20 protein-coding genes are annotated in these 20,588 nt (G+C 56.6%); 15 read left to right on the top strand and 5 right to left on the bottom strand.

The annotated features are described in order from the left end of the window. Nucleotides 1–49 precede the first annotated feature (49 nt). Nucleotides 50–1,045, top strand: coding sequence for a dicarboxylate transporter/tellurite-resistance protein TehA (gene tehA, locus ACOTX2_RS08070; protein ID WP_063147344.1), 996 nt, complete (start codon nucleotides 50–52; stop codon nucleotides 1,043–1,045). Beyond that, the gene (gene tehB, locus ACOTX2_RS08065) at nucleotides 1,045–1,638 is read left to right on the top strand and encodes a tellurite resistance methyltransferase TehB (protein WP_063147343.1); all 594 of its coding nucleotides are present in this window, start codon (nucleotides 1,045–1,047) and stop codon (nucleotides 1,636–1,638) included. Before tehA ends, tehB begins: the two co-directional genes overlap by 1 nt. Here tehB and pepT read toward each other — a convergent pair. Then, nucleotides 1,635–2,864: a peptidase T gene (gene pepT / locus ACOTX2_RS08060; RefSeq protein ID WP_023306176.1), complete on the bottom strand. Its 1,230-nt coding sequence runs from the start codon at nucleotides 2,862–2,864 to the stop codon at nucleotides 1,635–1,637. The two genes, tehB and pepT, sit on opposite strands and share 4 nt — an antisense overlap. A gap of 111 nt (nucleotides 2,865–2,975) precedes the next feature. Here pepT and ACOTX2_RS08055 point away from each other — a divergent pair, with 111 nt between their 5' ends. Together ACOTX2_RS08055 and ACOTX2_RS08050 are read left to right on the top strand one after the other, a co-directional pair. Next, the gene (locus tag ACOTX2_RS08055; protein ID WP_022648085.1) at nucleotides 2,976–4,571 is read left to right on the top strand and encodes an ABC transporter substrate-binding protein; all 1,596 of its coding nucleotides are present in this window, start codon (nucleotides 2,976–2,978) and stop codon (nucleotides 4,569–4,571) included. 135 nt (nucleotides 4,572–4,706) lie between these two features. After that, the gene (locus ACOTX2_RS08050) at nucleotides 4,707–5,381 is read left to right on the top strand and encodes a DUF3313 domain-containing protein (protein WP_022648086.1); all 675 of its coding nucleotides are present in this window, start codon (nucleotides 4,707–4,709) and stop codon (nucleotides 5,379–5,381) included. Nucleotides 5,382–5,415: 34 nt separating this feature from the next. Here the strand turns inward: ACOTX2_RS08050 and ACOTX2_RS08045 are convergent, their stop codons facing one another. Next, a complete protein-coding gene (locus ACOTX2_RS08045) occupies nucleotides 5,416–6,312 on the bottom strand; it encodes a DMT family transporter (RefSeq protein ID WP_063147342.1) in 897 nt (298 codons plus the stop codon). Between the two features lie 174 nt (nucleotides 6,313–6,486). Between ACOTX2_RS08045 and ACOTX2_RS08040 the strand changes: the two genes are divergently transcribed. Beyond that, nucleotides 6,487–7,359, top strand: coding sequence for a helix-turn-helix domain-containing protein (locus tag ACOTX2_RS08040; RefSeq protein ID WP_023300082.1), 873 nt, complete (start codon nucleotides 6,487–6,489; stop codon nucleotides 7,357–7,359). Here ACOTX2_RS08040 and ACOTX2_RS08035 read toward each other — a convergent pair. Next, a complete protein-coding gene (locus ACOTX2_RS08035; RefSeq protein ID WP_063147341.1) occupies nucleotides 7,339–8,505 on the bottom strand; it encodes a benzoate/H(+) symporter BenE family transporter in 1,167 nt (388 codons plus the stop codon). The two genes, ACOTX2_RS08040 and ACOTX2_RS08035, sit on opposite strands and share 21 nt — an antisense overlap. A gap of 92 nt (nucleotides 8,506–8,597) precedes the next feature. Here ACOTX2_RS08035 and ACOTX2_RS08030 point away from each other — a divergent pair, with 92 nt between their 5' ends. Further along, nucleotides 8,598–9,125: a helix-turn-helix domain-containing protein gene (locus tag ACOTX2_RS08030; protein ID WP_032624275.1), complete on the top strand. Its 528-nt coding sequence runs from the start codon at nucleotides 8,598–8,600 to the stop codon at nucleotides 9,123–9,125. Nucleotides 9,126–9,205: 80 nt separating this feature from the next. Further along, nucleotides 9,206–11,170, top strand: a complete 1,965-nt coding sequence (locus ACOTX2_RS08025; RefSeq protein ID WP_045622761.1) for a peptidase U32 family protein — start codon at nucleotides 9,206–9,208, stop codon at nucleotides 11,168–11,170. On the opposite strand, the gene ACOTX2_RS08020 is transcribed toward ACOTX2_RS08025, so the two are convergent. Beyond that, nucleotides 11,167–11,400 (bottom strand): DUF2554 family protein, encoded by a 234-nt coding sequence (locus tag ACOTX2_RS08020; protein ID WP_023300086.1) that lies wholly within the window; start codon nucleotides 11,398–11,400, stop codon nucleotides 11,167–11,169. The genes ACOTX2_RS08025 and ACOTX2_RS08020 overlap by 4 nt on opposite strands. A 242-nt stretch (nucleotides 11,401–11,642) precedes the next feature. Here ACOTX2_RS08020 and ACOTX2_RS08015 point away from each other — a divergent pair, with 242 nt between their 5' ends. Continuing rightward, nucleotides 11,643–12,005, top strand: a complete 363-nt coding sequence (locus ACOTX2_RS08015) for a hypothetical protein (RefSeq protein ID WP_063147340.1) — start codon at nucleotides 11,643–11,645, stop codon at nucleotides 12,003–12,005. A gap of 148 nt (nucleotides 12,006–12,153) precedes the next feature. Here the strand turns inward: ACOTX2_RS08015 and ftrA are convergent, their stop codons facing one another. Then, nucleotides 12,154–13,152 carry a transcriptional regulator FtrA gene (ftrA, locus tag ACOTX2_RS08010; protein ID WP_032624271.1) on the bottom strand — a complete coding sequence of 333 codons (999 nt, stop codon included), beginning with the start codon at nucleotides 13,150–13,152 and terminating at the stop codon, nucleotides 12,154–12,156. Nucleotides 13,153–13,225: 73 nt separating this feature from the next. Between ftrA and ACOTX2_RS08005 the strand changes: the two genes are divergently transcribed. The 7 genes from ACOTX2_RS08005 (at nucleotide 13,226) to urtE (ending at nucleotide 20,540) form a co-directional block, all read left to right on the top strand. Then, a complete protein-coding gene (locus ACOTX2_RS08005) occupies nucleotides 13,226–13,636 on the top strand; it encodes a rhodanese-like domain-containing protein (RefSeq protein WP_023306182.1) in 411 nt (136 codons plus the stop codon). Nucleotides 13,637–13,792: 156 nt separating this feature from the next. After that, the gene (locus ACOTX2_RS08000) at nucleotides 13,793–14,896 is read left to right on the top strand and encodes a cobalamin-independent methionine synthase II family protein (protein WP_063147339.1); all 1,104 of its coding nucleotides are present in this window, start codon (nucleotides 13,793–13,795) and stop codon (nucleotides 14,894–14,896) included. A gap of 197 nt (nucleotides 14,897–15,093) precedes the next feature. Next, the gene (gene urtA, locus ACOTX2_RS07995) at nucleotides 15,094–16,365 is read left to right on the top strand and encodes an urea ABC transporter substrate-binding protein (RefSeq protein ID WP_063147338.1); all 1,272 of its coding nucleotides are present in this window, start codon (nucleotides 15,094–15,096) and stop codon (nucleotides 16,363–16,365) included. Between the two features lie 22 nt (nucleotides 16,366–16,387). Continuing rightward, complete coding sequence (gene urtB, locus ACOTX2_RS07990) at nucleotides 16,388–17,962, top strand: urea ABC transporter permease subunit UrtB (RefSeq protein ID WP_063147337.1); 1,575 nt, start codon at nucleotides 16,388–16,390, stop codon at nucleotides 17,960–17,962. Further along, nucleotides 17,962–19,035 carry an urea ABC transporter permease subunit UrtC gene (gene urtC / locus ACOTX2_RS07985; RefSeq protein WP_063147336.1) on the top strand — a complete coding sequence of 358 codons (1,074 nt, stop codon included), beginning with the start codon at nucleotides 17,962–17,964 and terminating at the stop codon, nucleotides 19,033–19,035. The genes urtB and urtC overlap by 1 nt, the downstream gene beginning before the upstream one ends. Next, nucleotides 19,035–19,832 carry an urea ABC transporter ATP-binding protein UrtD gene (urtD, locus tag ACOTX2_RS07980; RefSeq protein WP_421625900.1) on the top strand — a complete coding sequence of 266 codons (798 nt, stop codon included), beginning with the start codon at nucleotides 19,035–19,037 and terminating at the stop codon, nucleotides 19,830–19,832. The genes urtC and urtD overlap by 1 nt, the downstream gene beginning before the upstream one ends. A gap of 9 nt (nucleotides 19,833–19,841) precedes the next feature. Further along, the gene (gene urtE / locus ACOTX2_RS07975) at nucleotides 19,842–20,540 is read left to right on the top strand and encodes an urea ABC transporter ATP-binding subunit UrtE (RefSeq protein WP_023300094.1); all 699 of its coding nucleotides are present in this window, start codon (nucleotides 19,842–19,844) and stop codon (nucleotides 20,538–20,540) included. The last annotated feature ends 48 nt before the right edge of the window (nucleotides 20,541–20,588 follow it).

Raw genomic sequence — 20,588 nt, 5'->3', positions numbered from 1 at the left:
GTAAACCCCTTAAAATGGCATTTAAAATACATTTTAAAGTTTAAAAAAAATGCATAACCAAAACCAACGCGTTCTTAACTTGCCCGCCGGTTATTTCGGTATGGTTCTGGGTACCATAGGTATGGGGTTCGCCTGGCGTTATGCCGGTACTATCTGGCCGGTGACGCGCTGGCCGGGCGAGATCCTGGTGGCGCTGGCGGTGGCGATCTGGTTCCTGCTGAGCGTGGCGTTTCTTACCCGTGCGGTACGGTTTCCACATAGCGTGCTGGCCGAGATGCGGCATCCGGTAATGAGCAGTTTTGTCAGCCTGTTTCCTGCCACAACGCTACTGGTGGCCATTGGCTTTGTGCCGTGGTGCCGACCAGTGTCGCTGGTGCTGTTTAGCGTAGGCGTGGTGATCCAGCTTGCGTATGCCGCCTGGCAAAGCGCCGGGCTGTGGCGCGGTAAGCATCCGGAAGAGGCCACGACGCCGGGACTGTATCTGCCGACGGTAGCGAACAATTTTATCAGCGCCATGGCCTGCGGTGCGCTGGGTTTCCACGATGCGGGGCTGGTGTTCCTTGGTGCCGGGGTCTTTTCCTGGCTGAGCCTCGAGCCGGTCATTCTGCAACGCCTGCGCAGCGCGGGCGAACTGCCCGCGGCGCTTCGTACTTCGCTCGGGATCCAGCTTGCGCCTGCCCTGGTGGCCTGTAGCGCCTGGTTTAGCGTCAACGGCGGCGAAGCGGACACCTTCGCCAAAATGCTTTTCGGCTATGGTCTGTTGCAACTCCTGTTTATGCTGCGTCTGATGCCGTGGTATCTGTCGCAGCCGTTCAACGTGTCGTTCTGGAGCTTCTCGTTCGGGGTGTCGGCGCTGGCGACCACCGGTTTACATCTGGGGCAGAGCAGTCCGTCAGGGTTCTTTCATGCCCTCGCGGTTCCCCTGTTTATTTTCACCAACGTCATCATCGCGATGCTGCTGGTCCGTACTTTTATCTTGCTGATGCAGGGCAAACTTCTGGTGCGCGCTGATAAGGCACTGCTAATGCAATCTGAGGAAAAATAATGACTGTCGATGAAAACTACTTTACTGAGAAATATGGGCTGACCCGCACGCACTCAGAGGTCCTGCTCTGCGCGGACATTGTTAAGTCGGGAAAAACGCTCGATCTCGGTTGCGGAAATGGCCGTAACAGCCTCTACCTCGCTGCCAACGGCTATGACGTGACGGCGTGGGATAAAAACCCGATGAGCATCGATAACATCGAGCGCATTAAGGCGGCGGAAGGGATCGCGAATCTGCAAACGGCGATAAAGGACCTGAACAACCTGACTTTTGACGGCGAATACGACTTTATTCTTTCCACCGTCGTGTTGATGTTTCTCGAAGCGAAAACCATCCCTGGTCTTATCGCCAATATGCAGCGTTGCACTAAACCAGGCGGCTATAACCTGATCGTTGCCGCCATGGATACGGAGGACTATCCGTGTACCGTCGGTTTCCCGTTTGCCTTCAAGACCGGTGAACTGAGCCACTACTACGAAGGCTGGGAGCTGATCAAGTACAACGAAGAGGTGGGGGAACTCCACCGTACCGATGCCAACGGCAACCGTATCAAGCTGCGCTTCGCCACCATGATCGCACGCAAGCCCGCTTAACGCGCGGCCAGCAGACAGAGTTGCAGGGCCGTGCGACAGGAGGCCTCGAACGACGACAGCGGTAAAAACTCAAACTTCGAGTGGAAGTTATGGGCGCCGGTGAAGAAGTTCGGGGTGAGCAAGCCTTTGGCTGACAGGGCCGCCCCGTCCGTGCCACCGCGCATGGGGATCGGTTTTGGGGTGATACCGAGCGATTCCATCGCCTCGAACATCAGGTCGATCGCGCGGCGGTCTTCGCCAATCGCATTGCTGATATTGCTGTAGGTATCTTCAATGCGATACTCCACGTTTGCCGTGGGATGCTGCGCAGCAATCCGCGCTGCCACATCGGCAATTTGCTGCTTGCGGGCGGCAAAACCCTCTTTGTCAAAATCACGAATGTTGGCTTTCAGCACCGCTTCGTTTTGCCCGGCCTGGATGCCGTTAAACCAGATATAACCTTCGCGCCCCTCGGTGCATTCCGGGGTTTGCTGGCGATCGAAATGGCTGATGAAATCCGTTGCCATCAGCAGCGGGTTGACCAGCACCCCTTTGGCGGACATCGGGTGCGCCGTGACGCCGGTAAAGCGAATTTCAGCCGCCGCCGCGTTAAAGTTCTCGTAAACAATTTCCCCCAGCTCGCAGCAGTCGATGGTCCAGGCAAAATCGACGTCGAAGCGCTTCAAATCCAGCGCTTTCGCGCCACAGAGACCAATCTCTTCATCGGGCACAAACGCCACCACAATATCGCCATGCTTATGTTCAGCGGTGAGGTTTTCCAGCACCGTCATGACCACGGTGACGGCCGCTTTATTATCTGCGCCTAATACGCTGGTTCCGTCGCTGAAAATAATCTCCTCATCAGGATAAGCCAGAATTTCCGGGTGCTCATTTACGCGCAACCAAATATCTTTTTCTTTATTCAGGCAGAGATCATCTCCTGTAAAGGTTAATATTTGTGGATGAATATCCGGGGATAAACCGACGTCAACGGTATCGATATGGGTAATAAAACCAATCCGCGGCGCGCCGGGAATATTGCCTTTTTTCACGGCGGTAACGGTGGCGAACTCATCAATCACAATATCGTCTAACCCCAGCGTTTCCAGCTCCTTCGCCAGCTCCCGCGCCATGTCGTGCTGGCCCGGGGTGGAGGGCAGGGTTTTGACTTTCGGGTCGCTCTGGCTGGTGATGGCGAGATAGCGGAAAAAGCGTTGGGTTAATTGTCTGGAGAGTTCTGAGCCCATAGTGTTTCCTTCTGTATTTATTTTTCATGTGTTTGCGCCATCACTTTAATGTTATTTATGAAATGGCAAAAGAAGTAATTAGCCGTCGAATTAAAAAGACAGGAATAAATGATGAAAAGCACATTCACAATGATAACGCTGGCGCTTGCTGCGCTGACGGTCAGTTCCACCGTCGCGGCAAAAACGCTGGTGTATTGCTCCGAAGGATCGCCGGAAAATTTCAATCCTCAGCTCTACACGTCGGGAACCAGCGTGGACGCCAGCGCCGTACCGGTTTATAACCGTCTGGTCGATTTCAAACCGGGTACTACCGAACTGGTGCCGAGCCTGGCGGAAAGCTGGGAGGTGAGCGAGGATGGTAAGGTCTACACCTTCCACCTGCGCAAAGGGGTGAAATTCCACAGTAATAAACTGTTCACGCCGACGCGCGACTTCAACGCGGATGACGTGATTTTCTCGTTTATGCGCCAGAAGGATGTGAATCATCCCTACCATAACGTATCCAACGGCAGTTATTCCAACTTCGAAAGTCTGGAGTTCGGCAGCCTGATTACCGCCATTGATAAGGTTGACGATCGCACCGTGCGCTTCACCCTGGCGCACCCGGAAGCGCCGTTTGTTGCCGATCTGGCGTGGTATTTTGCCTCCATCCTGTCGGCGGAGTATGCCGATGCCATGCTGAAAGCGGGCACGCCTGAAAAGGTTGATATGCAGCCGATTGGCACCGGGCCGTTTAAACTGGCGCAATATCAGAAGGATTCCCGCATCCTCTTTACCGCCTTCCCGGACTACTGGCAGGGAAAATCGAAGCTGGATCGACTGGTGTTCACCATCACGCCGGACGCCTCGGTGCGTTTTGCCAAAGTCGAGAAGAATGAGTGCCAGGTGATGCCGTTCCCAAACCCGGCGGATCTGCCGCGTATGAAGGCTAATAAAGACATCAACCTGATGAGCAAGGCCGGTCTGAATACCGGTTTCCTGGCATTTAACACGCAAAAGCCGCCGCTGGATAACGTAAAAGTGCGCCAGGCGCTGGCGATGGCGATTAACAAACCGGCCATCATTGAGGCGGTCTTCCACGGCACCGGCACGGCGGCGAAAAACCTGCTGCCGCCTGGCGTCTGGAGTGCCGACAGCGAGCTGAAAGACTACGATTACGATCCAGAAAAAGCGAAAACGCTGTTAAAGGAGGCGGGATTTGCCAACGGCGTAAGCATCGATCTGTGGGCTATGCCCGTGCAGCGGCCGTATAACCCGAACGCGAAGCGTATGGCTGAAATGATCCAGGCGGACTGGGCGAAAGTAGGCGTGCAGACCAAAATCGTGACCTACGAATGGGGCGAATATCTGAAGCGCGTGAAGGGCGGGGAGCATCAGGCTGCGCTGATGGGCTGGACAACGGCGACGGGCGATCCGGATAACTTCTTCGGACCACTGTTTACCTGTACGTCCGCCAACGGCGGGTCGAACTCGGCCAAATGGTGCTATAAGCCGTTTGATAACCTGATTGCCGAAGCAAAATCGATAACCGATCGCGAAAAACGCGTGGCGCTGTACAAGCAGGCGCAGCAGATGATGCACGATCAAATGCCGGCGGTTATGATTGCCCACTCGACCATTTTTGAGCCAGTCAGAAAAGAGGTCACGGGCTATGAAATCGATCCCTTCGGCAAACATCTGTTCTGGCAGGTAGATATAAAACAGTAATATTTTTCTGCCCGGATCCCGTCCGGGCACTATTTTTACAATTTGTGCCTTCCCCGTCATTTTTTGCCACAACATTTCCCTCTGTTTTTTGTTATAACTTCAAGTGCATACTTGCAGATAACTCGGAACTCCATCATGCGTACTTCCACTTTTTTTAAAGTTGCAGTGCTTTCTGGCCTGTTGGCCCTTTCTGGCTGTGCGTCAAAAGTCGCAGCCCCCGATCAATATTCAGGCTTTTTAAAAGATTACTCTGACTTGCAGGAGATGACATCAGCAACCGGGAAACCAACCTTGCGTTGGGTCGATCCTTCCTATGATCCGGCGAACTACGACAGTATTATCTGGACCCCGATAACCTATTATCCGACACCAAAGCCAACCACACAGCTTGGGCAAAAAACGCTTGATGAATTGTTGAGTTACACCAATAACACATTAAAAAACGCGATTGGCCAGCGTAAGCCAATTGTGACGACGCCGGGCAAACATAGCCTGATCTTCCGCGGCGCCATCACGGGTGTGAGCTCAGAGAAAGAAGGTTTGCAGTTCTATGAAGTGGTGCCCGTCGCGCTGCTGGTTGCGGGGACGCAGATGGCAACTGGCCATCGCACCATGGATACGCATCTTTTCTTTGAAGGTGAGCTGATTGATGCCGCCACGAACAAACCGGTAGTTAAAGTTGTTCGTAAAGGCGAAGGTAAAGAGCTTGCCAACGAGAACACGCCGTTGGGATTCGCCACACTGAAACAGGTTGTGGATGATATGGCGACCGATGCCACCATGTTTGATGTCCATCAGACAGCAAAATAATAAAAAACGGCCTGCATCTACGCAGGCCGTTATTTTATGCCGTCAGCAGGCGGCGGAACCAGGTTTCCGGTTTCGTAAACATCACCATATTTCCCCCTAAAATCAACAGCAGGCCGACGATCCCGTTGATATGCCACACGTAACCCTCGTACACCGTTGAAATCGACAGCGCCACCAGCGGGAACAGCAGGGTGCTGTACGCGGCCTTACCGGGACCAATGCGGCCTACCAGCGTAAAGTAGGCGCCGAAGGCAATCACCGAGCCAAACAGAGCAAGATAGAGCAGCGCCCCCATATAGCTCACCGTCCATTCCGGCATAAAGCTTTCGCCCCTGAAGAGAGCGATAAGGCCCATCACGACGGTGCCATACAGCATCGCCCAGGCGTTGGTGGTCATGGTTTCCAGCCCGTTTCGCTGATGACGCATGCTGATCATATTCCCCAGCGAGAAGCCGTAGGTGCCGAGGGCGGAAAGCCCGATGCCCGTCAGCAATGACGCGCTCCAGCCGCTGGCGAGCAGATCGTTCCAGAACAGGGTAATGATCCCGATAAGCCCCAGCGCTGCCGCCGTCCAGAAGCGCGCGGGTGGACGCTGGCCGAAGAAGATAAAGCTGTTGATGGCGTTATACAGTACGGCCATCGAGAAAATCACCGACTCAAGGCCGGTATTGATATGGGCGGCGGCGGTATAAAAGCACCAGAAGTTGAAACAGAAAACGCAGCAACCCTGAAGCATGCAATAGAGATGATCCCGCAGCGCCAGCCTGCGCAGGCGACGAAGGGCGACCTGGACGATCATCATCGTGGCGCTGGCCACGGCGAAGCGCCAGAAAATGGAGACCGGCGCTGCAACCGGCCCCTGTTGTAAAAAAATGGCGATCCAGGTCGTGCCCCAGATAACAACAACCAGCCCATAGAGTAATGCGTTCATGGTGTCTCTCTTCTCATACCGCGGAAAACAACAGTGTGGCGAAAGAAGGGGGCCCCGGCTTTCATCGCCTTGCGCCGGACTTGCAAATTCTTGCGCTTTTTTCTCGCACAATGGCTGGTAACAGGCTGCAACACTTCTTAGACTGATAGTCTGATTAATCACCTGTTTACGGCCATGTCTCTCGTTTACGACACCTTTGAAACGTTACGCCAAAAAAATGCAGTGCTGCGGGAAACCGTCGCGCTCAATACTGGCATTCAACTGGCGGCGTGGTACAACAAGCACGACACGATCACCGTGAAAAGCAACCATCACACCCTTAGCCTGTACGTGGCGGATGGCTATGAAAGCTATCAAAAAACGCCGGGTGGCTGGAAAAATGGCGGTGGGCCGGACCGTTTTTGTCTGATGCCGGAAGAGAGCGAATCCACATGGGATATTCGTGATGACCTGTCGTTCGTGCACCTCTACTGCACCGATGAACACCTGCGGGACGTGGGGGAGAAAATCTGGGATAAACGACCGCTATCGCTGACGCTGGAGGAAAAAATCTTCGGCAGCGATCCGAAAATCACCACCCTTTATCGCCAGTTTTTGCTCGGCTGCGACTGGCAGCAAAACGCCAATCAGCTCACCTTGAGCACTGCGTCGACCTTATTACTGACGCATTTGGTCCAGCACTATTCCAGCGTCCAGTGGAAGTTACCGGTGGTCACCGGCGGGCTATCGCCGTTTGTGCTGCGCAACGTGCTGGCCTTTATCGAGGAAAATCTGGCGCAACCTTTAACGCTGGCGGAACTGGCGGGCCAGGCCGCACTCAGTGAGTATCACTTTGCGCGGATGTTCCGCCAGTCGATGGGGCTGGCGCCGCATCAGTACGTCATGCAGCGCCGCATGGAGAAGGCCAAAGCGCTGATTCAGCACACGACCACGCCGCTCACCGACATCGCGCTGGCCTGCGGATTTAACTCCGCCAGCCATTTCAGTAACCGTTTTCGCAGCATGACCGGCATCACGCCGTCACAGCTACGCGCGGCGAAGGCGTGAGAAGACAGCGTAACAGATCCCACCCAGCACCAGCCCCCAGAAAGCGGAGCCAATTCCCAGGAGCGTGACGCCGCTGGCGGTCATCAGGAAGGTGACGATCGCCGCGTCGCGCTCTGCTTCATGATTCAGTGCCTGATACAAACTCCCGCTGATAGTGCCGAGCAGGGCCAGCCCGGCCAGCGTCTGGATGCCGCTCAGCGGCAGGGCGGCCATCAGCCCCGAAATCGACCCGCCGAACACCCCCGCCAGCAGATAAAACCCACCTGCGGCCGCCGCAGCCAGCCAGCGTTTACTGGCATCCGGGTGGGCGTCCGGACTCTGGCAGATGGCGGCGGTGATGGCGGCGATACAGATGGAATAGACGCCGAAGGGGGACAACAGCAGCGCCAGCCCGCCGGTGGCAACGATCAGCGGTGAGACCGCCAGCGGATAGCCCGATGCCTGCATGGTGGCGAAGCCGGGCGCATTCTGCGACGCCATGGTCACCAGGAAGAAGGGTAAGCCGACGCTGATCAGCCTGGTGAAGGTGAACGCAGGGGCAATGAATTCCGGCATGATCACCGATAACGTCATTTTATTCGTGACAACGTCACCTCCAGCCCAGGCCACGAACACCCCCACCAGCAGCGTGGCGACAATGGCATACCGGGGCGCCACGGCTTTAGCCACCAGCCAGGCGGCCAGCATACTGCCGCAAAGAAGCACGTGTCCCTCAAGATTGCTGAATGCCTTCAGGCCAAACTGTAACAGCACGCCTGCCAGCATAGCGGCGGCAAGCGAGTGCGGGATCAGTTTCATCAACCGGGCAAACAGGTCAGTGACGCCGCACAGCAGAATCAGCGCATTCGCAAATATAAATACCCCTATGGTTTCCGCCAGCGTCACGCCTTGCAGGCTGGTGGCGAGCAGCGCCGCGCCAGGAGTCGACCAGGCGGTCAGCACCGGGGCTTTATACCACCACGACAATGCAAGCGTGCTGATCCCCATCCCGAGCCCCAGCGCGGTCATCCATCCGGCGATTTGCTGTGTACTGGCGCCCGCCGCCGCAGCCGCCTGCCAGATAATGGCGGCAGAGCTGGCGTAGCCCACCAGAACGGCAACAAAACCAGCCAGCACGGCAGGAAAGAGAGAGGCAGTCGATCGCATGTGAACTCCGTTGTGCGTTATAACGTCCGGGATAAGGTATCACTGTGCGCTATAGCGTACAAGTGGTATGCTTTGCCCCAACAGGAGGAACTATGGATATCACTCAACATCTGGCAACCACACTGAAAGCGCTGCGTCAGGCGCGGGGCTGGAGCCTGTCGAAACTGGCGGAAGAGACGGGCGTGTCGAAAGCGATGCTTGGGCAAATCGAACGCAATGAGTCCAGCCCGACGGTCTCAACCTTGTGGAAAATTGCCACCGGGCTGAACGTACCTTTTTCGGCGTTTATCACTCCAGAGAGCGAACCGCAGGCTGTGTTCGATCCGCAGCAGCAGGCGATGGTGGTGAAACCGCTTTTCCCCTGGGATGAACAGCTTAAGTTCGACCATTTCTCCATCACCCTGTCGCCCGGCGCGCTGAGTGAGTCCACGCCGCACGAAGCCGGGGTGATTGAACACGTGGTGGTGATAAGCGGTGAGCTGGATATGCATATCGACGGTGTCTGGCGCACTCTATACGCTGATTCAGGCGTGCGTTTTGCCGGCGATAAACCGCACGCGTACCGTAACAGCAGCACCCGGACTGTGCATTTTCACTCTCTGATCCATTATCCCCGCTAAAGCGTTGCAAAACGGTTTCACTGGCACAGACTTCTGACTACAATAGCCGCCATTTTGACCATAACGGATAACGACGAAGTATGCGCCTGCACCCCCATCATCTTGAACTGCTAAGCCCGGCCCGCGACGCCGCCATTGCCCGTGAAGCCATTCTTCACGGTGCGGATGCCGTCTACATTGGCGGCCCAGGCTTTGGTGCCCGTCATAACGCCAGCAATAGCCTGCGCGACATTGCCGAACTGGTACCGTTCGCCCACCGTTTCGGGGCGAAGGTGTTCGTGACCCTGAACACCATTCTTCATGATGATGAGCTGGAGCCCGCGCAGCGTCTTATTACCGATCTCTACCAGACCGGCGTTGACGCTCTGATCGTTCAGGATATGGGTGTTCTGGAACTGGATATCCCGCCAATTGAGCTGCACGCCAGCACCCAGTGCGATATCCGCACCGTTGAGAAGGCGAAGTTTCTTTCAGACGTCGGGTTTACGCAGATTGTTCTGGCGCGTGAGCTGAACCTGAACCAGATCCGCGATATCCACCAGGCCACCGACGCGACCATTGAATTCTTTATCCACGGTGCGCTTTGCGTGGCCTATTCCGGGCAGTGTAATATCTCTCACGCCCAGACGGGGCGCAGCGCTAACCGCGGCGACTGCTCTCAGGCCTGCCGTCTGCCGTATACCCTGAAAGACGATCAGGGCCGCGTGGTGGCATTCGAGAAACACCTGCTGTCGATGAAAGATAACGATCAGACGGCAAACCTCGGCGCGCTGATCGATGCCGGCGTACGCTCCTTCAAAATTGAAGGCCGCTACAAGGACATGAGCTACGTGAAAAATATCACCGCCCATTATCGTCAGATGCTGGATGCCATCATCGAGGATCGCGGTGACCTGGCGCGCGCGTCCGCCGGTCGTACAGAGCATTTCTTTATTCCGTCGACGGACAAAACGTTCCACCGCGGCAGTACGGATTATTTCGTTAATGCGCGCAAAGGGGATATTGGCGCGTTCGATTCACCGAAGTTTATTGGTCTGCCGGTGGGTGAAGTGCTGAAAGTGGCGAAGGATCATCTTGACGTTCAGGTTACAGAGCCGCTGGCGAACGGCGATGGCCTCAACGTGATGATCAAACGTGAAGTGGTTGGTTTTCGCGCCAATACGGTGGAGAAAACCGGCGAAAATCGTTATCGCGTCTGGCCGAACGAAATGCCTGCCGACCTTTACAAAGCCCGCCCGAATGCGGCGCTGAACCGTAACCTGGATCACAACTGGCAGCAGGCCTTGCTCAAGACCTCCAGCGAGCGTCGCATTGCGGTGGATATCGCGCTGGGTGGCTGGGAAGAGCAGCTGATCCTGACCATGACCTGCGAAGACGGCATCAGCGTAACGCATACGCTCGACGGCCTGTTCGAGGTGGCGAACAATGCGGAGAAAGCGCTCAGCAACCTCAAGGATGGCGTAGCGAAGCTCGGGCAGACCATTTATTATGCGCGCAATATTGAGGTGAATCTGCCTGATGCGCTGTTCGTGCCGAACAGCCTGCTGAACCAGTTCCGCCGTGAAACGGCTGAGATGCTGGATGAAGCACGCCTGGCAAACTATCCGCGCGGCAGTCGTAAGGCCGAAGCGGTGCCTGCGCCGGTCTACCCGGACACGCATCTCTCTTTCCTTGCGAACGTTTACAACCACAAAGCGCGTGCGTTTTACCATCGTCACGGCGTGCAACTGATTGACGCCGCGTATGAAGCGCATGAAGAGAAGGGCGATGTGCCGGTGATGATCACCAAACACTGCCTGCGGTTTGCCTTTAACCTTTGTCCGAAACAGGCGAAAGGGAATATTAAAAGCTGGAAAGCGACGCCGATGCAGCTGGTGAATGGCGATGAAGTACTGACGCTGAAGTTTGACTGCCGTCCGTGTGAAATGCACGTTATCGGCAAGATGAAGAATCACATCTTCAAAATGCCGTCTCCGGGCAGTATTGTGGCCTCCGTCAGCCCTGACGATTTGATGAAGACCCTGCCGAAGCGTAAAGGCAGCTAACCCGCAGAGTGGGTATCCGGTTTGCGCGATTTCTGCCAGGCATGGTGCTCGCGCAACCCCTCCGCAGACTCCTCTGCCGCGCTACGTAACTCGTCGCTGTCAGCTTCATGACGAAGCTGATGGTCGGCGTTTTTCACATACACAAATTCATGCCCTTTGTGCTCCGCCATAATCTGCCCCGAGAACAGTGCACTAATCAGCAGCAGTAGCGAAAAGCCTTTTCTGAACATCTTTTACCCCCGAAAATACGCTACGGTCATCGTAGGGATAATTTCATAGAGTAATTATTCGACTCTTTAAATTTGAGAAAATAGACTGTCAAAAATTGTGGTCGCCATAAAACTCACTTAAGACTATTCTTAAAAGCAATATCGCCATTGTAAACTCCCATTTCTGGTATGCAAAGAGAAGCTAGATTTATTGGGAAATCATTTACAATAAGATTTTTCTGGCTAAGGATTGGATCGAATAAATGAAAAAAATAATCGTGCTATCACTTCTGGGCGTAGTGGTTGCGGTGGGTGCTGCGGCCAGCATCTATTCAAATGAAGAACCAGAATATATTCAGTCAGCAAAAAGCCGTGTCGGATCGTATTTAACCAGCGATTACGGACGTGTCGAATGTAATAGCACCCAGGTAAGTGAAGAACGCTGGGAGCTGGGCTGTACCAATAAGGCGAGGGGCAAAACCTTCCAGTTCGCTGTTTACCCATCCGAGCAGGCGCCGTATGGGGTCTCTCGTGCGTTTTATCTCGAAGCGATTAATGATGATGCCCGCCAGAGTGCAGAGCAGGGGCTGATGCGTTATCTGCAAATTAATACTAAAGCGGGTTAATCGATTCGTTTATGCTTCGTTGAGGCTCACAGTGGTAGATTGCAGGTGATCCACATCCCGGTATGGAATACCGGAGCGTAGATACCAAAATACAAATCTATCCATGCAAGCATTTACCGCCAGATTATGGCGGTTTTTTTTTGCCCGTTTATCGTACCGGCTGTAAAAATTGTTTGCGATATTGCGCGGGTGAAAGCGCAAATTGCTGCCGGAAATGGTGGCGCAGCGTGGCGCTTTGTCCAAATCCGGTTTGTTCCGCAATATTGTCGATGCTGAGCCGACTGTTTTCGAGATAATCTTTTGCCCGCTGCAATCGCGCAGTCAATAACCAGCGCGCGGGCGTTGTTCCGGTCGCGTCCTGGAAACGGCGCAGAAAGGTGCGCTGACTCATACCCACCCGCAGGGCCAGCGATTCGACGGTATGGGAAACAGCCAGATGCTGGTGAAGATAATCAAACAACTGGCCGAGGCGCTGGCTCTCCCGCAACTGAGCCACCGGTCGGCTAAGCTGCTGGGTTTGCGAGCCGTCCCGATGGGGCGGGATCACCAGCCGACGCGCCACGCGGTTTGCCACTTCCATACCATAATTCCGGCGCACCACGTGCAGGCACAGATCAATCCCCGCGGCGCTTCCGGCGGAAGTGAGAATGTCGCCTTCGTCCTGGTAGAGCACATCTTCGACCACGGTAATGGCGGGATAGCGTGTTTTCAGCGCTTGCGTGTAGCGCCAGTGGGTGGTTGCCTTCCGCCCGTCAAGCAGGCCTGAGGCTGCCAGAACGAAAACGCCAGAACAGATCGAGAGTAGCTGGCAGCCGCGGGCATGCGCCGCGCGGAGCGCCTGGCAGAGCGCTTCCGGTACGGGTTCGTCCAGCCCTCGCCAGCCGGGAACGACAACCAGATCCGCCGTCTCCAGCAGACCCAGATCGCCATCGGCCAGAATACGGATCCCGCCCGTTGCCCGGAGTTCGCCATCATCCACGCTCGCCACGGCAAACTGATACCAGTCATCGCCCATCTCCGGGCGCGGCAAGCCAAAGATTTCTACCGCCACGCCAAACTCAAAGGTACATAAACCGTCATATGCCAGCACGACCGCGCGCGGCGAGGGATGTCTTAAGTTTGTCATCTTTTTGCTGTTTTCTGGCATAGGTGGACGCATTCATGGGCTGAGTTAAGGGATAGAGTAGTGTTAACACAAACACCACAAATGAGGAAGATTCATGAGCTATGTTACTGAATTTCCGGCTGCTGAGCCGCAGGAAGCTGTGGGACATTTTCTGCGTCGTCTGAGTGTCGAGACGGACTGCGCCGATGTCCATCACGCGGTATCCGGCGGTGAGCAGGACTTTGTTCTGCTGCACGTTGTCGGAAAGCCTGAACATTTTGCCCGGCGGCATCTGCCCGGCGCGCTGCATTTACCCTGGAGCCAGATCACCGCAGAGCGGATGAAAGCGTGGCCGGAGGGCACGCTGTTTGTCGTCTATTGTGCAGGCCCGCACTGCAACGGGGCGGACAGGGCGGCGCTGAAGCTGGCGCGTCTGGGTCTGCCGGTTAAGATTATGCTCGGGGGCATGACCGGCTGGGAAGATGAGCGGTTCGCGTTTGCAGGATCTTCATCACCCGCTCTGTGAACATGAATTTATTTCAACACAGATGAAATTTTCTCGTTTGTCGGCGGCGAGCCGGTATGACATCTTTTCAGGACGTTTAGACATCCAGAAGTCTAAAGATTCAAGAGATGAATTATCACTGTGGGCAATTAACGCCGACAGACAGAGGAGATTTCCATGCAGCGACACCATGCCCCGTACCGCGCCGATGTAGTCGGCAGTTTTTTACGCCCGGATGCCATTAAACAGGCCCGTCTGCAATTTGCCAGCGGTGAAATCGATGCCGGGCAGCTTCGCGCGGTTGAGGACGAGGCCATTCGTCATGTTGTCGAGCAGCAGTGCGCCTGCGGTCTGCATGTGGTAACGGACGGTGAATTCCGCCGCGCCTGGTGGCACTTTGACTTCTTTGACGGGCTACAGGGCGTGGAGCGTTATGATTCCCAGCAGGGCATTCAGTTCAACGGGGTGCAGACTAAAGCCCATGGCGTGCGCGTAACGGGCAAACTGGGCTTCGGCGATCATCCTATGCTGGAAGATTTCCGCTACCTCAAAAGCATTAGCGGTAATGCACAGCCGAAGATGACCATTCCGAGCCCGAGCGTGCTGCACTTCCGCGGTGGCCGCAATGATATTGATGCTACGGTCTACCCGGATCTGAAGGATTACTTTGACGATCTGGCGACCACCTGGCGCGATGCCATTCGGGCCTTTTACGATGCAGGCTGCCGCTATCTGCAGCTGGATGACACCGTCTGGGCCTATCTTTGTTCGGAGGACCAGCGCCGCCAGATCCGCGAGCGCGGTGACGATGCAGACGAACTTGCCCGGACCTATGCCCGGGTGCTGAATAAGGCGCTGGAGGGCAAACCGGACGATCTGACCGTCGGGCTGCACGTCTGCCGCGGCAACTTCCGCTCAACCTGGATTTCCGAGGGCGGCTATGAGCCGGTGGCGGAGGTGCTGTTCGGCACGGTGAACGTCGACGCGTTCTTCCTGGAGTACGACAACGACCGTAGCGGGGACTTCGCGCCACTGCGTTTTGTGCGCCCGGGTAAACAGCAGGTGGTTCTGGGGCTGATCACCACCAAACACGGTGAACTGGAGAACCCGGAAGGGGTGAAAGCGCGTCTGGAAGAGGCTGCGCGCTACGTGGCGAAAGAGCAGATTTGCCTCAGCCCGCAGTGCGGATTTGCTTCTACGGAAGAGGGTAATAGCCTGAGCGAAGCCCAGCAGTGGGATAAAGTTCGCCTCGTGACGAAAATCGCCAGCGACGTCTGGTAACGCCGTTTACAGCGCTGCATTATTACAGTGCAGCGCTGTACCATTCTGAGTCGTTTCCCGTTACTCCTCTCTTCGATCCCTTTAAAATCCTGTCTCTGCAACCTGGCACTGTTTTTGCTCTCTTGAAACTGGCGTTACTTTTCTGCGTCCGGCGGTAACGGACGTCTTCGCACAGCTTTCTTTTCAGGAGTGAAAATATGCACCGTCGTACCTTAATTAAAGCGTTCACCTTGTCCGCCTCCGTCATCGCCATGGGAATGAGCTTTGGCGTCCAGGCCGCAGAGACCATTAAAGTCGGGATTATGCACTCTCTCTCCGGCACGATGGCCATTTCAGAAACGCCCCTGAAAGATGTCGCCCTGATGACCATCGATGAAATCAATGCTAAAGGCGGCGTGCTCGGGAAAAAGCTGGAGCCGGTGGTGGTTGACCCGGCATCCAACTGGCCGCTGTTTGCCGAAAAGGCCCGCCAGCTTCTGAGCCAGGATAAGGTCGCCGTGGTGTTTGGCTGCTGGACCTCCGTATCGCGTAAATCGGTTCTGCCGGTTTTTGAGGAGCTGAACGGTTTGCTGTTCTATCCGGTGCAGTATGAAGGGGAAGAGATGTCACCTAACGTCTTCTATACCGGCGCGGCGCCTAACCAGCAGGCGATCCCGGCGGTGGAGTACCTGATGAGCGAGGACGGCGGCAGCGCGAAGCGATTCTTCCTGCTGGGTACGGACTACGTTTACCCGCGCACTACTAACAAGATCCTGCGCGCCTTCCTGCACTCGAAAGGCGTTGAAGATAAAGATATTGAAGAGGTCTACACCCCATTTGGTCATAGCGATTACCAGACCATTGTCGCCAGTATCAAAAAGTTCTCCACGGGCGGCAAAGCGGCGGTGGTCTCCACTATCAACGGTGATTCCAACGTGCCTTTCTATAAAGAACTGGCGAACCAGGGGCTGAAAGCCACGGACGTGCCGGTGGTGGCGTTCTCGGTGGGCGAGGAAGAACTGCGCGGCATTGATACCAAACCGCTGGTGGGTAACCTGGCGGCGTGGAATTACTTTGAATCCGTCGACAACCCGACCAACCAGACCTTTGTCGCGGCTTACAAAGCCTACGCGAAAGCCCATAAGCTGCCGAATGCCGATACCGTGGTCACCAACGATCCGATGGAAGCGACTTACGTTGGCCTGCATATGTGGGCGCAGGCGGTTGAAAAAGCGGGAACAACCGACGTGGACAAAGTGCGCGCGGCAATGGCGGGCCAGTCGTTCAACGCGCCGTCCGGCTTTACGCTGACCATGGACGCCACCAACCACCACCTGCATAAGCCCGTCATGATTGGTGAAATTGAAGGCAACGGCCAGTTCAACGTCGTCTGGCAAACCGAACAGCCGGTACGCGCTCAGCCGTGGAGCCCGTTTATCGCCGGGAATGACAAAAAGCCTGACCAGCCGATGAAAACCGCCAGCAACTAAGCCACCACCAGGGAGAGACGTCATGAACGCCATACGCATGATGATTGCGATTGTGTGGCTTACCGGACTGCTGCCAGGGATGGCGCAGGCATCGGATGCCGATGATTTCGTTGCCGCTAGCCGCAGCCAGCAAACCGCCATGCTGATCCGCTGGGCAGCCACGCCGGAACCTGCACGTTTGCCGCTGCTTAAGGCGCTGCAACAGGAGAACCTTTATACCGACAGCCAGAAGAAGGCATTTACCCGCATCGACGGCGAAATGGTTGCCCTGGGCGCGGCAAAGAGCGCCGAAGGCACGACCAAAGCCGTGCGGCTGACCAACCGACTGCGCGTGTTAACCGTCACGGCGCTGGCGACGCATCAGCTTGTCAGTGACAGTGTCACCGAAAGGCGTCATGCCGCGCGGCAACTTCAGCGTGACGCACAGCCGGATATGCTCGGCTTTCTGCAACAGCGGGCCAGTAGCGAAACGGACGACGTCACCCGACACTCGCTGATGCTGGCGCTGGCAAACCTCCAGCTGACGAGCCCACAGGCTGAAGTACGGCTCAAGGCTGTTGAGCTGTTGGGACAGTCTGACGATCCGGACGTGCAGGCCACGCTGACGCCGTTCACCCGGACACAAACCGAGCCGGACGCACGGGTACGTGCCGCCGCCGCTGAGAGCCTGGAGCGTATTCAGCACCGGCTGATGTGGGGCGAACTGCTGGGGCAGGCCTTCATGGGCCTGTCGTTGGGGTCGGTACTCTTGCTGGCCGCGCTCGGGCTGGCTATCACCTATGGTCTGCTGGGGGTGATTAACATGGCCCACGGCGAGATGCTGATGCTCGGGGCGTATGCCACCTGGATGGTGCAGCAGGCAATGGCGCAGTGGATGCCTCAGTGGCTGGCGCTCTATCCGGTGGTGGCGCTGCCGGTGGCGTTTTGCCTGACCGCAGGCATCGGAATGGTGCTGGAGCGCACGGTGATACGCCATCTGTATGGCCGCCCGCTGGAAACCCTGCTCGCCACCTGGGGGATCAGCCTGATGCTTATCCAGCTGGTGCGAATGACCTTTGGCGCCCAGAACCTTGAGGTCGCTAACCCGGCCTGGCTGTCCGGCGGGATGCAGGTTTTCGCCAACCTGACGCTGCCCTGGAACCGTATTGTGGTGCTCGGCTTTGTACTGCTGGTGCTGTTCTTCACCTGGCTCATTCTGAACAAAACGCGTCTGGGTCTCAACGTGCGGGCGGTGACGCAAAACCGCAGCATGGCGGCCTGCTGCGGTGTTCCCACCGGACGGGTAGATATGCTGGCGTTTGGCCTCGGGTCCGGCATTGCCGGGTTGGGCGGCGTGGCGTTGTCCCAGCTGGGGAACGTGGGGCCGGAGCTGGGCCAGGGATACATCATCGATTCGTTCCTGGTGGTGGTGCTCGGCGGCGTCGGCCAGCTGGCCGGTAGCGTCGCGGCGGCCTTTGGTCTGGGGATCTTCAATAAAATTCTTGAACCGCAGATGGGCGCCGTGCTGGGCAAGATCCTGATTCTGGTGGCGATCATTCTGTTTATCCAGAAACGTCCGCAGGGGTTATTCGCACTTAAAGGGAGGGTGACAGACTGATGAGCCAGCCATTGACCTTAACTCTGGCGCGCAGGGCACCGCGCACCGCGCAAATCTTCGGCAGTCTGCTGGTTGCGGCGCTGCTGGTGCTGCCTTTTCTCGCGCTGTTACCCGCCACCCATCCGCTGGCCGTTTCGACGTGGATGTTGACGCTTATCGGCAAGATCCTCTGCTACGCGGTTGTCGCCGTGGCCCTCGATCTGGTCTGGGGCTATGCCGGTATGCTCTCGCTGGGGCACGGCATATTCTTCGCCCTGGGCGGCTATGCGATGGGCATGTACCTGATGCGCCAGGCGGCCGGGGACGGGCTGCCCGCGTTTATGTCGTTTCTCTCGTGGAGCGAACTGCCCTGGTTCTGGTGGGGAACGCAGCATTTCGCCTGGGCGCTGGTGTTAATCGTGACGATCCCCGGCCTGCTGGCGCTGGTCTTCGGCTGGTTTGCTTTCCGCTCGAAGATCAAAGGGGTCTATTTCTCCATCATGACCCAGGCGCTGACCTATGCGGGCATGCTGCTGTTCTTTCGCAACGAAACCGGCTTTGGCGGCAATAACGGCTTTACCGGCTTTACCACGCTGCTCGGGTTTTCCGTTACGGCGACTACCACGCGGATCGCGCTGTTTCTCGCAACGGTCATGCTGCTGCTTCTGGCCCTGGGCACAGGCTACGCGCTGGCGAAGAGTAAGTTTGGCCGCATTTTAACGGCGGTGCGCGATGCCGAAAACCGTCTGACGTTCTGCGGCTACGATCCGCGCGGCTTCAAGCTGCTGGTCTGGACGCTTTCCGCCGTGCTGTGTGGCCTGGCGGGAGCGCTGTACGTTCCGCAGGTGGGCATTATCAACCCGGGTGAAATGTCGCCGACCAACTCGATTGAAGCGGCCATCTGGGTGGCGCTGGGCGGGCGCGGCACCCTGGTAGGCCCGGTGATTGGTGCGGCGCTGGTCAATGGTGCGAAGAGCGTTTTCACCGTGGCGATGCCGGAGTACTGGCAACTGTTTCTTGGGCTGATTTTCATCGCCGTGACGCTCTTTTTACCGCGCGGCGTGTTCGGTCTGTTTCGTAAGGGAGATAATTAATGCAGCCCTCTGAAGGACTCTTTACCCGCCAGCTACCGGGCGATCGTTACCGTGAGCAGACCGATCCTGTGTTGCAGCTTGAGGCCATTAACGTCAGTTTCGATGGTTTTCAGGCGTTGACCGATCTCTCACTTAATATCGGCGTTGGAGAATTGCGCTGCATCATTGGCCCTAACGGCGCCGGTAAAACTACGCTGATGGACGTGATCACCGGCAAAACCCGGCCAAAAAGCGGGAAGGCTATTTACGATCAGTCCATCGATCTGACAGCCCTTGAACCGGCGGCCATTGCCCGTCAGGGCATTGGCCGTAAGTTCCAGAAGCTGACCGTGTTTGAAGCGCTGACCGTAGGGGAAAACCTCGAAATCGCCATGAAAGCCGACAGGTCCGTCTGGGCGAGCCTGCGGGCAACACTCAGCGGCGAGCAGCGCGACCGCATTGACGAGATGTTGGTTTTGCTGCGGCTTGGCAGCGAGCGCGATCGCCGCGCCGGGCTGCTTTCCCACGGGCAGAAGCAGTTTCTGGAGATCGGCATGCTGCTGGTGCAGGATCCGCATCTGTTGCTGCTGGACGAACCCGCCGCCGGTATGACCGACGCAGAGACGGAATACACAGCCGAGCTGTTCCGAACTCTGGCAGGCAAGCATTCGCTGATGGTGGTTGAGCACGATATGGGCTTCGTCGAGACCATCGCCGACCACGTCACGGTGCTGCATCAGGGGCGCGTACTGGCAGAAGGCTCGCTTCGCGAGGTACAGGCCAATGAGCAGGTGATCGACGTCTATCTGGGACGCTAAGGAGAGGGGATGTTACAGGTTAACGAGCTGAATCAGTACTACGGCGGAAGTCATATTCTGCGCGGGGTGAGCTTTGAGGCGGTGGTCGGGGAAGTTACCTGCCTGCTGGGGCGCAACGGGGTGGGGAAAACCACACTGCTGAGGTGCCTGATGGGGCTGATCCCGGTGAAAGCCGGGGAGGTGGTCTGGCAGGGAAAGACCATCACTCACAGTAAACCGCACCAGCGGGTGCAGTCCGGCGTGGCGTATGTTCCGCAGGGGCGGGAGATTTTTCCGCGTCTGACCGTAGAAGAAAACCTGCTGATGGGACTGTCGCGCTTCTCCGCGGGAAACGCAAGGAGCGTGCCGGAGGAGATTTGGCAGCTTTTCCCGGTGCTGAAGGAGATGAAACACCGTCGCGGAGGCGATCTTTCCGGTGGTCAGCAGCAGCAGCTGGCGATTGGTCGCGCGCTGGCGAGCCGTCCACGGTTACTGATCCTGGATGAACCCACGGAAGGTATACAGCCGTCGGTAATTAAAGAGATTGGGCAGGTGATCCGCAGCCTGGCGAACCGGGGGGATATGGCGATCCTGCTGGTGGAGCAGTTTTATGATTTTGCGGCGGAGCTGGCCGACAGCTATCTGGTGATGTCGCGCGGCAGCATCGTCCAGCAGGGGCGCGGTGAGAACATGGAGCAGGAGGGGGTTCGCGGACTGGTTGCGATCTGAAATGTTATACTATAACATCCTCATTCTTATAACACGGAATGAGGGTTT

This window comes from Enterobacter cloacae complex sp. IR5412, from assembly GCF_049237385.1.
GTDB classification, from domain to species: domain Bacteria; phylum Pseudomonadota; class Gammaproteobacteria; order Enterobacterales; family Enterobacteriaceae; genus Enterobacter; species Enterobacter intestinihominis.
The sequence above is the reverse complement of the archived record's forward strand: the minus strand, read 5'-3'. Positions and strand labels throughout refer to the sequence as shown.

Excerpts from the sequence above, each read along its gene's own strand:
- urtC (WP_063147336.1), top strand. The coding sequence starts at position 17,962 with ATGAGCCAGCCATTGACCTTAACTCTGGCGCGCAGGGCACCGCGCACC.
- ACOTX2_RS08040 (WP_023300082.1), top strand. The coding sequence starts at position 6,487 with ATGTCTCTCGTTTACGACACCTTTGAAACGTTACGCCAAAAAAATGCA.
- ACOTX2_RS08000 (WP_063147339.1), top strand. The coding sequence starts at position 13,793 with ATGCAGCGACACCATGCCCCGTACCGCGCCGATGTAGTCGGCAGTTTT.
- ACOTX2_RS08025 (WP_045622761.1), top strand. The coding sequence starts at position 9,206 with ATGCGCCTGCACCCCCATCATCTTGAACTGCTAAGCCCGGCCCGCGAC.
- tehA (WP_063147344.1), top strand. The coding sequence starts at position 50 with ATGCATAACCAAAACCAACGCGTTCTTAACTTGCCCGCCGGTTATTTC.
- urtB (WP_063147337.1), top strand. The coding sequence starts at position 16,388 with ATGAACGCCATACGCATGATGATTGCGATTGTGTGGCTTACCGGACTG.
- urtE (WP_023300094.1), top strand. The coding sequence starts at position 19,842 with ATGTTACAGGTTAACGAGCTGAATCAGTACTACGGCGGAAGTCATATT.
- ACOTX2_RS08005 (WP_023306182.1), top strand. The coding sequence starts at position 13,226 with ATGAGCTATGTTACTGAATTTCCGGCTGCTGAGCCGCAGGAAGCTGTG.
- urtD (WP_421625900.1), top strand. The coding sequence starts at position 19,035 with ATGCAGCCCTCTGAAGGACTCTTTACCCGCCAGCTACCGGGCGATCGT.
- ACOTX2_RS08055 (WP_022648085.1), top strand. The coding sequence starts at position 2,976 with ATGAAAAGCACATTCACAATGATAACGCTGGCGCTTGCTGCGCTGACG.
- ACOTX2_RS08020 (WP_023300086.1), bottom strand. The coding sequence starts at position 11,400 with ATGTTCAGAAAAGGCTTTTCGCTACTGCTGCTGATTAGTGCACTGTTC.
- tehB (WP_063147343.1), top strand. The coding sequence starts at position 1,045 with ATGACTGTCGATGAAAACTACTTTACTGAGAAATATGGGCTGACCCGC.
- ACOTX2_RS08050 (WP_022648086.1), top strand. The coding sequence starts at position 4,707 with ATGCGTACTTCCACTTTTTTTAAAGTTGCAGTGCTTTCTGGCCTGTTG.
- pepT (WP_023306176.1), bottom strand. The coding sequence starts at position 2,864 with ATGGGCTCAGAACTCTCCAGACAATTAACCCAACGCTTTTTCCGCTAT.
- ACOTX2_RS08045 (WP_063147342.1), bottom strand. The coding sequence starts at position 6,312 with ATGAACGCATTACTCTATGGGCTGGTTGTTGTTATCTGGGGCACGACC.
- ACOTX2_RS08030 (WP_032624275.1), top strand. The coding sequence starts at position 8,598 with ATGGATATCACTCAACATCTGGCAACCACACTGAAAGCGCTGCGTCAG.
- ACOTX2_RS08015 (WP_063147340.1), top strand. The coding sequence starts at position 11,643 with ATGAAAAAAATAATCGTGCTATCACTTCTGGGCGTAGTGGTTGCGGTG.
- urtA (WP_063147338.1), top strand. The coding sequence starts at position 15,094 with ATGCACCGTCGTACCTTAATTAAAGCGTTCACCTTGTCCGCCTCCGTC.
- ftrA (WP_032624271.1), bottom strand. The coding sequence starts at position 13,152 with ATGCCAGAAAACAGCAAAAAGATGACAAACTTAAGACATCCCTCGCCG.
- ACOTX2_RS08035 (WP_063147341.1), bottom strand. The coding sequence starts at position 8,505 with ATGCGATCGACTGCCTCTCTCTTTCCTGCCGTGCTGGCTGGTTTTGTT.